Genomic DNA, 12742 nt, shown 5'->3' with positions numbered 1-12742 from the left:
AGGAGCCGACATGCCGCGCACGCTCATCAGAAAGAACCCGAGCAACTTCAAGACATTGCCGCTGTTCGTCGAGGCCACGCCCGAAGGCCTGACCTATCAGAGCGTCGGCATGCCGCTGAACTTCGCCCAGACCTTGCAGCGGCGTAAACCGGTGAGCGTGGCGGATGCCGAGCGCTTCGCGGTGGAGTTGGCCAACCTCGGGGTCTCGGTGCGCCTGACGCTGCATTGGCAGAATCGCGATTACTGGGTGCTGGTGCGCCAGCGCCGGCAGGATCGCGGCGATGTGGTGCTCAAGCTGATTTCCGGTTATGTGCCGGCTCATGAGCTGAACATCCCGCTGCACACGGCGATTCAGGAAATCGCCGAAGAGTGTCTGCTGGAAACCCCGGAAGGCTGGCTCGGCGGGCGTTTCAACGACACTTGGCTACCGGCGCCCTACTCCTCCGCGCTGCACTATCGCGAGGCCCTGCCGTTTCGCCTGACGCCGCTGTCCGGCTCGGCACGACCGGTGCGCTGCGCCAATCTGCAACTGCTCGAACGACCACGGGCCTACGTGCATCTGCCGACAGCATCGCTGCAACTGATCTACGACTTGCGCCTGGACGTGCCCAAGGAAGCCAAATCCTTGAGTCTGTTTCATGTCGATGAGCGGCTGGAGGGTGATCAACTGGTGGCGCGACTGGACCGCAAGCGCCCCGATCTGTACCTGATGCCGCTGCAGGACGGCGAACCGCTGGCCGAGCTGTATACCTTGAAGAAAGGTCAGCTGTCTCCGGCGGGCACGCGCGGTCTGTATCTGGCCGAAAGTTTTGCCAGACAGGATGGCTGGCTGGTGCGTGACGAGCGGATTCGCTGGAAGGATTGGCTCGTGGCGCAGGGGCTGGCGACGCCGAAAGCCCCCCGCACCAGTCTCAGACAATTGAGCCTCAAGGCACTGAAGCTGGTCGGTCTGGTTAAACGTCGCCAGAGCAAATAGCGATTAGCGTCGACGGTCCATGAACGTGCGCAACGTGGCGAACCAGTGAAAGTAGCGATTCTCGCGTTTGCCCATGCCCCGCTTGGGCGAAAACGACTCCTCGGCAAACGCACCATTGATCCGCACGCGTGAAGCCTGGGTCGGCAGCGTGCAGACCCTGGCATCTGCCCGCTGCATGGCAAACTTGAGCAGGCGCTCGGAATGCAGCTTCCTGCCCGTCTCCTTGCAGAAGTCGAAGATGCGCTCGATTCTTTTGCCATATGCCCTGTAAGTGTCGCGCCCACAGACGGCAAAGCGGTCGTTCAGCCCCCCCCACCACTGCCAGTCCGGTATGTAGACGTTGTGTCGACGGGCATCGGGCTGATTGAACACGTAGGCCGGCAACGGCGTGTGAAAGAAATTGTCCGGGCGCACGAACACCACGAAATCCGGGTTGAACGATTCGATCATCGTGGTCACGGTGTGCAACGAATTGAGCTGATAAATCAGGTTGCGCAGCGAGGCGTAGTCGTCATTCCAAGTGTCGCCGAGGGCTTTTACCCGTTCGAAATCCCAGCGCTCCAGCACGCCGTCGGTTGCGGTGATGCCGCCCTTCATCGACTCGAAAGGCCTATAGTTGTCAGCCGCAAGCTTACCCTGCTCGCCGGACCTTGCATTGCTGACCTCGCCAACCTGATACAGATGGTAGAAGCACTGCACATTGCAGTCGACTGGCAATTGCGCCAGAACGTTTTGCTCGATGGAAGGGAAACAGATGTCCGAGTTCCTGGGAATCCCGAAAAACGCCACCGCAATGTTCAACACTCGACCACACCTTTTATAAGTAAAACCAACCGCGAGCCCGCTCCGCGAATGTCGCATTGTTTAGCGACGGCGGAACCACCGCTGCCACCAGGGACGCGGCAACAGCGGCACGGTGATCACGTCTGATTGCAGCAGCCATTGCCGCTCATAGTCCCAGGCATGGCCGCTCCACAATTTGCCCGCTTCGTTGGAGAAACCGAGCGTCATGAGCTGGTAGTTGTAATCGCCCTGCCCGCGCAACCAGTCCAGCAGCACCAGCGCATTGAATCCCGTGGACGGCCCTACAAAGCGCTTGCCGCCTGGACGCTCCACCGGATAATTCCACAAGGGCGGCAGCGGAATACGCTCCCAGAAAAGGGCGACGCCCGGGATCGGACACATCGCCCCGGTGGCGCCCACCAGCAGAGTGAAACACCGTCCACCCTGCTCGATCAGCCGCTGCACCTCCGGGCCGGGAGGGAGACCGAAGAAGTAGGCGTCCGGCGCATTGAAACCATGAACAAACAGGTTGACGCTCTGCGGGTTGAGCAAAGACGCTTTGACGCAGGTATTGAAACTGACCACCACATCATCGGCGTTGATGGCCAATCGGTCGACGTCGGCCTGGGTGATGGCTGGGTTGTTGGCAATAAGTAGCACCCGTGGTGCTCGACGCAGACAGTCGATCAAGGCGCGCGGCAATGCCTGAGTCACTGATTGATGGCCGCCTGGCAGCGCATCCAGCGCCATGGGCGCAACGGTTCGTGGCGCTTGATGCTCCATCATTTAACCCGGCACCTTCATCCCATAGCGTAACTTGACCCATAGCCGCGAAAATGCCGAGGGTGGTTGCCACGGACTCATTTCGCGCTGGATTTCGGCAGCGAGGGTTCGCCCGACACGGGCAAAGGAGTAGCGGTCTTCGGCAAATGCCTGACCATTGCGGGCAATGCGATCGGCGAGCTGCGGATTGCTTTGCAGAAGCCGGATCTTCTCCACGGCCTCGTCTTCGCTGCGATAGAACACCGTGTTGTGCATGTCCTCGAATCCCAGCAGACGGTCCTCTTCTCCCTGACTCCAGGCCAGCAGCACACAACCGCACGCCATTGCCTCGAAGTTCTTGATCATGAACTCATTCATGCCGATGTCGGCACTGACGAAGATCCTGATGCGATTGAGCGTTTCCAGGTATTCAGCGCCGGAACTGGTGCGTGTCACCAGCAACCCGGTGCGCTGCGAAAGCGATTCCAGCAGTGCTTTGCGCAGTGCGTACTCGGTGCTTTTCAGACTGCCAAGAAAACCCAGTGGAATGTCGCGCTCGGTGCCGGTGTTACGCAGCATCTGCTCGTCATAGCCCTTGGATACAAACACCGTATCAATGCCTTCAGCCTGCATTTTGCGGGCGACTACCGCCCCGGACACCAACGCCCGGCACGCAGGAAGACGCTTGTACAGCCGTGAATACACGCCGCGGTATTTACTCTCGGGCATGTAGTTCTGATACGCGTCGTGTTCGAGGAAGATCAGGCCGGGAATGCATTTGAGCACCCGCAACTGACGCACGACGCGTTTGACTCGCGTGAAAATCACAACACGATCGAAAGTCTGATACTCCACAGATGCCAGGAACGGTCCCAGGTTCATCTGCTGCTGCTTGCTCAGACGGTAGACGACGCATTCATCGCAGTTCTGCCGCACGATTTCGTACAACCGATCCAGAATGACTCGCTGCTCGTCCATAACCAGGAGCATGACTTTCATAAATTAAATTACCGGGTGACAAAAGCTGGTGCGCGCAATGGTATTTGGCCCCAGCTTTGATGGAACGAATGAATCCCCATGACAACGTGCGCTCCCGCACGGTTCAAAACGCTCATGACTCTTCACATCAACGACTGCGAATCTTTTCGACAATCGCCGTGGTCGAACTGTTTTCCACCAGCCCGAGTACTTTTACGGTGCCGCCGTAAGCGCTCACGATGTCGGCACCGACCACTTGGTCGATCCCGTAATCCCCACCCTTGACCAGTACGTCCGGTTTGACCTCGCGCAACAGGTTTTCCGGGGTACCTTCCGGGAAGCTGATAACCCAGTCCACAGCGCCCAGACCAGCGAGTACCGCCATGCGCCGGTCGACACTGTTGATCGGACGTCCCGGCCCTTTCAGGCGGCTGACCGAGGCGTCGTCGTTGACCGCCACGATCAGACGGTCACCCTGGGCGCGCGCCTGCTCAAGGTAGGTCACGTGCCCGGCGTGCAGAATGTCGAAGCAGCCGTTGGTGAAGACGATGCGCTCGTTATGCGCACGAGCATCGGCCACTGCCAGCACCAGTTGCTCCAGACCCAGAACACCACGCTCCGAACCTTCTTCACGCTGGATTGCGCGGCGCAGTTCCGGGGCGCTGATCGCCGCAGTACCGAGCTTGCCGACCACGATGCCCGCCGCCAGATTGGCCAGCGCCACCGCGTGCGGCAGCTCTTCACCGGCAGCAATCGCCGCCGCCAGGGTGGAAATCACCGTATCACCAGCGCCGGTCACATCGAACACCTCACGGGCGCGAGCCGGCAAGTGTAGCGCCGGATGATCAGGGCGCAACAATGTCATCCCGTGCTCACCACGGGTCACCAGAAGTGCACCTAACTCCAAGTCGTGCATCAGGGCTGCGCCCTTGCTCACCAGCTCGTGCTCATCGGCACAACCGCCAACGATGGCTTCGAATTCGCTGAGGTTCGGCGTGATCAGACTCGCGCCACGGTAGATCGAGAAATCCTTGCCCTTGGGATCGGCCAGCACCGGAATGCCTTTGGCACGGGCCGCCTGAATCAGAGCCTGATGGTTCTTCAGCGCGCCTTTGCCGTAGTCCGACAGCACCAGCACCTTGATGCCTTCGAGCAGATCGTCGACCTGCGAAGCCAGGGCCAGCGAATCGGTGGCAAACGGTTCTTCGAAGTCGATACGCAGCAACTGCTGGTGCCGGCTCATGACCCGCAGTTTGACGATGGTCGGCTGATGCGCAATGCGCTGGAACAGTGCGCGCACGCCCGCGCCCTTGAGACTGTTGCTCAGGCTGTCGGCGGCTTCGTCATCACCGGTCACACCGACCAGCGACGCCGGCGCACCCAGCGCGGCAATGTTCAAAGCAACGTTGGCAGCACCGCCCGGGCGGTCTTCGATTTGCTCGACTTTTACGACCGGAACCGGTGCCTCAGGGGAAATCCGTGAGGTTCCACCATGCCAGTAACGGTCGAGCATGACATCGCCGACCACCAAGACTGGGGCTTGATCGAATCGCGGCATGGACAACTTCATGGAGCAACCCACATACAAAATGAACAGGGGCGCGATATTAACACAGGGTTGGCGCAGGCTTGTGTGCAGGCTGCAATAGTATGAAACAGCAATAGACCTTGCTGGCTCTTTTGAACACTGCCACACCTCGACAAGCGTCAACGTTCTTTGAGGAACCCAAGTCAGCGCGGCTGCGGAATTTATTCCGGCCTGGACAAGGAAGATAAAGATCTCGATACCAAATAAAACGGGAGACCAGTATTCCGGGCAAAGCCCCGAACTATGATCTCCCGCCGGATTTGCAGTGGATTCAGGCGATATCTTCGGCCGGAGCGTCGAGCCCCATGGCGTTCAGGCGAGCGTAATAACCGTTTTGTGCCAGCAGCTCGTCGTGGGTGCCGCGCTCGACGATGCGCCCCTGATCCATGACCAGAATCAGGTCGGCCTTTTCGATGGTCGACAGACGGTGAGCGATCACCAGCGTGGTACGCCCCTTCATCACCTGATCCAGTGCGGCCTGAATGTGCCGCTCGGACTCGGTGTCGAGTGCCGAGGTGGCCTCGTCGAGAATCAGCAGTGGCGCGTTCTTCAGCAACGCACGGGCAATCGCCAGACGCTGACGCTGACCACCGGAAAGCAGGACGCCGTTCTCGCCCACCTGGGTGTCCAGACCTTGCGGCAGTTGCGAAATGAAGTCCATCGCGTAGGCATCACGTGCGGCTTTCTCGATGTCCTCTCGCGGCGCACCGGCCAGATCGCCATAAGCGATGTTGTTGGCCACGGTATCGCTGAACAGGGTCACGTGCTGGGTCACCTGAGCGATGTGACGACGCAGGTTGAGCAGTTTGTACTGTTCGACTTCCACATCGTCGATGAGGATTTCGCCCTTGTCGTGGTGATAGAAACGCGGGATCAGGTTGGCCAGCGTCGACTTGCCACTGCCCGAACGCCCGACCAGTGCAACCATCTGCCCCGGCTGAACCGAGAAGCTGATGTCGTCCAGCACCTGGCGTTCGGTGCCAGGGTAGGTGAAGCTGAGGTTGCGCACGTCCAGACGACCGCTCACCGCATCGCGCTCGACCGTACCGGTATCGACTTCCGGCTCGACATCCAGTTGCTCGAAAATGCTCTCGGCACCGGCCACGCCTTTCTGAATGGTCGAGCTGACTTCGGACAATTGACGGATCGGCTTGGGCAGCAGGCCCGCCAGGGTAATGTAGGCGACCATGTCACCGGCCGAGGCGTCACCGCGCAGGTACAGCACGAGGAACATCAGCACCGCCATGGCGGTGTAGATCACCAGTTGCAGCATCGGCGTATAGATCGCACCCGTGCGAGTCATGCGCAGTTGCTTGTCGGTGTTGCCCTGGCTGGCATCGAAGAAGCGCTTTTCTTCATAGGCCTCGCCGCCGAAGCTGCGAACCACGCGATAACCCTGAATGGTTTCCGAGGCCACATGCGTGACGTCACCCATCGCCAGTTGAATCTTCTTGCTCTGTTTGCGGAATTTCTTGCTGGCGGTGCGCACCATCAAGGCGATGAGCGGCAGGATCGCCACCATCACCAGGGTCAGCTTCCAGTTCATGAACAACAGCGAGGCGAACAGGAAGATCACCGTCATGCCTTCACGGATTACGACCTTGATCGCATCTGTTGCCGCCCCCGTGACCATCGTCACGTTGAAGGTGATACGCGAAATCAGATGACCGGAGTTATGCTTGTCGAAGTAACGGTTAGGCAGCACCAACAGGTTGTTGAACAACTGCACACGCAAGTCATGCACCAGCCCGAGAGAAACCTTGGCCAGGAAATAGTTGCCCAGATAGGAGCCCAGCCCCTGCCACGCGGCGATCACGATGATCAACAGCGGTACGGCCTGCAGCAGCTGCAGGTCACGCAGGTAGGGCACGGAGGGAAACAGCACCGCTTCAGGGTTGGACAGGCCATCGACAAAGTACTTGAGGATGTAGCCAAGCATTGGCTGAGTCGAAGCGAAAATCAGAAAGCCGACGATGCTGATCAGGAACAGACTGATGTACGGCCGGACATAGCCGAGCAGGCGGAAGTAGATTTTCAAGCTCGATGGGCTTGCGGCGGGACTGGAGTCGGTCATATCACGCGGAAGTCAATAAAAAGGACGCTGACTTTAGCACAGCTTCTTCTGGGTTCTGGCAATCGGCGAAAGGCTGTTATTGTTAAGCATCTTTTTCAGCATCAAATAGCCATCACTCGAATGGTCGATCAACTTCAGGATTGAATCTCACAGCATGCAACTTCGCAGCTTCAGCAGTACTTCCAATCGAATCTTCGATTTCATTTGCCTTTGGATTCTTCCAGTTGGCTATCTTTTGCTCCTGTGCGCATTGTTCTTTTTGCCCGGACGCAGCTCACTGCACAAAATCTATTACGGCCTGTTCAGCATTCCAGCGCTGTTTGCGCTGTGCCTGCGCCCAAGGGAGCTGAAGGAACTGCTGCGCGAACCCATTATTATTGCCGTCCTCATATTCGTCGCCTGGGCGCTGCTCAGTGTGGTCTGGGGCCCCGAAGGCGAATCTTTCAGCGGCAAAATCAAACCGCCGCTGCACACGTTGATGCTGTTTGCCGGGAGCTATCTGCTGGTGCGCTATCGCAGCGACATCCTGCAACCCTTGATGTTCGCCGCCGCACTGGTCGCACTGATTGCCACGATCTTTTTTCTGTTCACGTTCGCCCGGGAGCATGCACCGGGCATGCGCCTGATCGGTGGCGGCGCGTTCGATAACCCGCTGCTCAGCTCGCACTTGTTCGGGTTCTTCTGCACTTACTGGCTGGCGGTGACCATGACCTGCAAGCGCCATCAGTTAATGTGGCTGAGCATCCCGGCGATGGCGATCATGCTCATGGCGGTGATCGGCACCGGCTCCCGAACCCCGCTGGTTGCCCTGACCATGGCAACGTTGTGGCTGTGCTTCATCTGCTGGAATCAGCGCTCGCTGTGCATGCTGGGGGCGCTGCTGGTCAGCGGTGTTGGCGTGGTGACCGCGTTCTCACAAATGATCCTGGAACGTGGTGATTCCTTCCGGCTCGAAATCTGGCAAAAAGTGCTGCAAATGATTGCCGAGCATCCGTGGATAGGTCATGGCTTCAGCGCCGAACTGAGCGTCGATCCAGGCATAGGGGTGAACTTTGAGGAACCGCACAGTTTTGTCCTGGGCGTTCTTTATTACGTTGGCATCCTCGGCTTGCTGCCCTGGCTGTTTTTTCTGGCCTGGGGGCTGCTGAGCAGTTGGCGTCAGCGTGTGCAGCCGCTGTTGATCCTTGCTTCGACCTGGCTGGTGTTCGGCATCGGTGCCGGCCTGACCGAAGGGGGCGGGATCATCTCGCGGCCCAAGGAACACTGGTTCCTGCTGTGGATCCCGCTGGCCCTGATCGCCGCCTTGAGCATCAACCAGCGCGCGCGGCGCCTGCTGACATTGCCCGTGCAGACACTCTCGGCAACCGAGCTTCAGCTACTGGGTGCGGACGCCCAAGTGATCGAAGAGGATGGCCTGGGGCCCAAGGTCCTGCGCCTGAATGACGGTACCTTTCTCAAGCTGTTCCGACGCCGGCGCTGGTACACCTCAGGCAGTTTCAACCCGTACTCCGAACGCTTCGCCGTCAATAGCGAACAGTTGCGCCAGAGGGGGATTCCCACCCCGCAGGTACTCAATCTGTATCGACTGGAGGACCGCAGCAGCGCTGTGCACTACGCACCATTGCCGGGGCATACCCTGCGCCAGGTGCTGCAGAGCATCACCGCTCCGGCCGTTCGCCAGGCATTGGTGGAACGTTTTGGCAGGTTCATGGCACAACTGCATGACAAGGGCGTGTACTTCCGCTCCCTGCATCTGGGCAATGTGCTGGTTCTGGAGGACGGAGAGTTCGGCTTGATCGATCTGGCGGACCTGTACGTCTACCCAAGCGCCTTGAGCGACTCGCTACGCCAGCGCAATTTACGCCACATGCAACGCTACACCGTGGACAAACGCTGGTTGTTCGAGGATCACCTCGATGCGCTGCTGGCGGGTTATGCCGTGACGGCATCGCCATCCGCTGTGGATAAATTGCGCAGGCAAGTACTGGCCGGCGACTCAGCGACCCCTGCACTGAAATAGTCGCTGGCTGTTCGTACTCCGAACAGCCGAACACGATCTAAGCCGCTCGCCAATGGCGAGCGCCGGGGCTCAGCTTTTTTCCAGGGGGGAAAAGTACATCCGCGCCAGACCACGCCAGGTTTTCTTGTTCCAGGCCTTGAACGGAATCTGCGCCAGCAGCTCTCTGGCGAATTGACGATCGCGGTTGGAGACTTTGAGGAACATCGAGCTGAGAAACCGGTAGCGCACGAAGTCGTACAGCGGATGCTCGCTGAACAATGCGTAGGTGCGCAGGATGTTTTCAGTCATGAAGCGGTTGTTCTTGTACGAGTTGGTGGCGTGCTTGCGGTAGCGCGCCATCACCACATTCAAACCGTCGATGAAGTACCCGGCGTGGGTCACCTTCAGCTCGATGTACAGGTCTTCAAGACGAATCGTCGGATCGAACCCCCCCACCTTGTCCAGCGCTTCGCGTCGAATCATCAGCGTCGGCGCCGGCGGATACGGCTTGCGCTCCAGGAACATGTCATCGAAATCGAGGCGGCGAAAAGGCACATCGCGACGCTGACGCTTCTCTGGATAAAGACTACCGTCAGCGTGCATCAGCTCGATATTGCCGGCACAGATCCCGACCTCGGGCTTGCCGTCCATGTGTGCAACCTGAATGGCGATCCGCTCCGGATACATGATGTCGTCGGAGCCGAACGGCACAATCAGGCTGCCCTTTGCACGGGCGATGGCGCCATTGAGGGTATTGGTCAGACCCTGATTCTGTTGCACACGAAAATCGAAACCGTACTGCGCCTGCAACGCGCTGATGCGCTCGACGCTGTCGTCCTTCGAACCGTCATCGACCACCAGCAGCTCGATGTTCTTGTAGCTCTGATTGAGGACGCTGAGGATGCTTTCCTCAATGTACGGGCCGTGGTTGTACGAGGCGATGATGACGGTGACGAGAGCGTTGGCTTCGCTCATGGCTTGTTCTTCGCTCACGGCTGCTCCTTGCGGGCCTGCTCCAGGCCAGAGTCGATCAGTTCCAGGTATTCCTGACGGAACACCTCGATGTCGTGTTGTTCCTGCAGATAGCGGTAGGCCTGCTCACCCTTGGCCTTGAGTTCGTCGTCCGACAGCGCGAGATAGTTATCCAGCGCGGCGACCAGACTCGGCACGTCCTTGGGCGTGATCGCCAGACCACCGGCACCTTCGATCAGCGGCAACATCGCCGGCACGTTCGAAGCGATCACCGGCAGGTGTCCGCTCATGCCTTCGAGCAACGCCAGGCCCAGGCCTTCGGCCAGCGATGGCATGGTCCAGATGTCGAACGCACGCACGTATTGCAGAGCGTTTTCCTTGAAGCCCAGCAAGTGCGCACGGCCGCTCAGGCCCAACTGCTCGATTTCGGCAGCCAACGGCGCTTGCAGGCGTCCGGCACCGATGATTGCCAGTTGACTGTTCGGATATTTGTCTTTCAGCGCGGCAAAGGCTTGCAGCAGATAAGTGTGGCCCTTGACCGAGACCAGCCGCCCCAACGCACCGATCAAGCGCACATTCGGATCGAGGCCCAACAACTCGCGAGCTTTTTCGCGGCTGTGCTGCAAGCCTTCGGCCTGCTGGATGTCGATGGCATTGGTGATGGCGTAGGTGTTCTGGTCGGTGAAGCCGCAATCGCAATCGAGCAGGTACTGTTTGACCGCCGGCGACACACCGACGAAGCGCCAGTGCCGATCAATCAGACGCTGGGTCTGACGACGCCGGTAAAAGCGGTCGTATTCGCCGAAACCGTGGGAGATGCCAATGCACAGCGGCACCTTCAGCCAGCGATTGAGCGCCAGCATCATGTTCACCGGTTTGAAGCGGTTGCAGATCACCACGTCGAACTTTTCCCGACGGCAGAACTTGTACAGCTGCCACATCGCCCGCAGGCGCATGCCCTTGAGCGACTTGTCGGAAAACTCGAAGTACACCGAATGGTCGGCCCGGCTCACCGGCTCGCCCGGCCCCGGTTTGCCGCGCAGGAAAGCCGCGGTGATCTCATAGCGATCGCTCGGCAGCGCCTTGACGATCTGCTCGGCGAGGTCGGCAAAGTCATGGGCTTTGACGTTGTAGTCGGGTTGCAGCTGCAACACCTTGAACCGTTGACTCATGACTCTCCCCGCTGGACGCCTGTCTCACCTTGCTTCAGTAGCCAGAACAACTCCTGGCGCCTGACCGCTTTTCGAAAAAATTCGTTTTCGCCGTACACCGACGCGGCCCGCCCGGCGAGCACGCGCTGGATAATCCGGCGCAGGCGACGCTTGAACGGTGCCGGCGGCTGCAAGTCATGCATCATGCCCAGCGCCATGGCCTTGTCCCGCTGCAACTCGATGGACAGCGGCAGGCACAGCGGCTGCATCGGCACCGCCAAATCGAAGGCCGGCGGCAAGGCAATGCCCTGCCCGGTGTTGCCCATCGGCCAGCGGTCGTTGTCATGCAAATGGTTGGCATAACCGAGCAACGTCGGCTGCCAGTCGAGACCCTGGAGCGCCTGCAAAACCGCTTGCTGGGCGCAGATATGGTCAGGGTGCGGATCGAGGGTCGGGTGCGGCAGCACGATCACCTCCGGACGCGCGCGCAGCAGTACTTCACGCAGGTCGGCCAGCAGGTTGTTCCAGGTCGGCGCGCCGTCGGCATCGCCCGGCAGAGTGAACGGATTCAGCTGACGAAACAGTCGCGTGTCGTTCAAGTCCGCTTCGCGCGACCCCACTGCCTGATTCGGTGCGGCCTGCATCGCCGCCAGTTGCAGGCAGAAGTAGCCGAGTTGCACGCAGTGTTCCTGCGGCACACCGGCCCAACGCGGCACGGCGAGGCTGTCCCAGGCACGCAGACGGCCCTTGAGCCGCGCCGCCTCGACCTTGTTCATGCCCATCTGTTGATAGTGTTCGGCTTCGATCTCACCTGCGGTCAGGGTGACGATCCAGGCTTCATCGGCCTGGCTGTAAAAGCCATACGCCGCCAACTCGGCATCGTCGGCGTGTGGTGCAATCACCATCACCCGCTGACGGCGGTAGTCCGGTTGCTCCAATGCCCACAGCACCGGCTCGCCGAAGACTCGGCAAAAGCGCCCGAGCAAGCGCAACTGGCCTTGCGACAAAGCTTGCGCCTGACCGCTCAGATTCAGATAACGCAGGCCATTGACCCCGCGCTCGAAAGTTTGCGCATCAGGATTCGCCCCGCCGTCCAGCTCGACGCGCGGATCGAGAAAACGTCCCAGCCAAGTGCTTTTGACCTTTATCGCGAGGATCAACGTCGCTTCGTCGACCAGCATCACGCCTTCATCCAGACGCAATTGCTCGCCGCTCAAATGCACCTTCGGCTGCGGTGTGAACGGCGGAAAGCTGTACTGGTAATCGTCTCTCGGCGAATAGAACAGGTGATCGGCAAACCACGCCTCGTGGGCGATCCAGCCAACCACCGCGAGCACCAGTGGCAACCACCACGCGACCAGCACACCGAGCGCGATCAACACCACCAGGGCGATCAGCAAGGTAATGCGTTTATTGCGCCGATGACGCTTGAGCAGTTGCTGTTTGCGGCTCATGGGCT

The 12742-nt window shown here is 59.6% G+C and carries 10 protein-coding genes; 2 read left to right on the top strand and 8 right to left on the bottom strand.

The window, feature by feature from the left end:
- The first annotated feature begins 10 nt into the window (after positions 1-10).
- On the top strand, positions 11-976 hold the full coding sequence (locus AC1RBR_RS02660; protein ID WP_492562862.1) for a metal ABC transporter ATPase: 966 nt from the start codon (positions 11-13) through the stop codon (positions 974-976).
- Between the two features lie 3 nt (positions 977-979).
- Here AC1RBR_RS02660 and AC1RBR_RS02655 read toward each other — a convergent pair whose 3' ends face one another.
- The 5 genes from AC1RBR_RS02655 to msbA all read right to left on the bottom strand — a co-directional run bounded on the left by AC1RBR_RS02655 (position 980) and on the right by msbA (position 7161).
- The gene (locus AC1RBR_RS02655; protein WP_492562860.1) at positions 980-1780 is read right to left on the bottom strand and encodes a hypothetical protein; all 801 of its coding nucleotides are present in this window, start codon (positions 1778-1780) and stop codon (positions 980-982) included.
- Positions 1781-1840: 60 nt separating this feature from the next.
- Positions 1841-2542: a hypothetical protein gene (locus AC1RBR_RS02650; RefSeq protein ID WP_492567215.1), complete on the bottom strand. Its 702-nt coding sequence runs from the start codon at positions 2540-2542 to the stop codon at positions 1841-1843.
- A gap of 3 nt (positions 2543-2545) precedes the next feature.
- Positions 2546-3520: a glycosyltransferase gene (locus AC1RBR_RS02645; RefSeq protein ID WP_492562859.1), complete on the bottom strand. Its 975-nt coding sequence runs from the start codon at positions 3518-3520 to the stop codon at positions 2546-2548.
- A gap of 127 nt (positions 3521-3647) precedes the next feature.
- The gene (gene hldE, locus AC1RBR_RS02640; protein ID WP_492562858.1) at positions 3648-5069 is read right to left on the bottom strand and encodes a bifunctional D-glycero-beta-D-manno-heptose-7-phosphate kinase/D-glycero-beta-D-manno-heptose 1-phosphate adenylyltransferase HldE; all 1422 of its coding nucleotides are present in this window, start codon (positions 5067-5069) and stop codon (positions 3648-3650) included.
- Between the two features lie 289 nt (positions 5070-5358).
- Positions 5359-7161 (bottom strand): lipid A export permease/ATP-binding protein MsbA, encoded by a 1803-nt coding sequence (msbA, locus tag AC1RBR_RS02635; protein WP_492562856.1) that lies wholly within the window; start codon positions 7159-7161, stop codon positions 5359-5361.
- Positions 7162-7315: 154 nt separating this feature from the next.
- Between msbA and AC1RBR_RS02630 the strand changes: the two genes are divergently transcribed.
- The gene (locus AC1RBR_RS02630) at positions 7316-9181 is read left to right on the top strand and encodes an O-antigen ligase family protein (RefSeq protein WP_492562854.1); all 1866 of its coding nucleotides are present in this window, start codon (positions 7316-7318) and stop codon (positions 9179-9181) included.
- Positions 9182-9250: 69 nt separating this feature from the next.
- On the opposite strand, the gene AC1RBR_RS02625 is transcribed toward AC1RBR_RS02630, so the two are convergent.
- Genes AC1RBR_RS02625 through AC1RBR_RS02615 form a run of 3 tightly spaced genes read right to left on the bottom strand, consistent with a single transcriptional unit; the run spans position 9251 to position 12737 of the window.
- Entirely contained in the window at positions 9251-10135 is an 885-nt protein-coding gene (locus AC1RBR_RS02625; protein WP_492567214.1) for a glycosyltransferase, read from the bottom strand.
- A 14-nt stretch (positions 10136-10149) separates the two neighbouring features.
- Positions 10150-11304: a glycosyltransferase family 4 protein gene (locus AC1RBR_RS02620; protein WP_492562853.1), complete on the bottom strand. Its 1155-nt coding sequence runs from the start codon at positions 11302-11304 to the stop codon at positions 10150-10152.
- Positions 11301-12737 carry a PIG-L family deacetylase gene (locus AC1RBR_RS02615; RefSeq protein ID WP_492562851.1) on the bottom strand — a complete coding sequence of 479 codons (1437 nt, stop codon included), beginning with the start codon at positions 12735-12737 and terminating at the stop codon, positions 11301-11303. Before AC1RBR_RS02615 ends, AC1RBR_RS02620 begins: the two co-directional genes overlap by 4 nt.
- Positions 12738-12742: the final 5 nt, after the last annotated feature.

Source organism: Pseudomonas sp. GW823-FHT01D03 (genome assembly GCF_058798255.1).
This window is presented reverse-complemented; position numbering and strand designations above follow the sequence as displayed.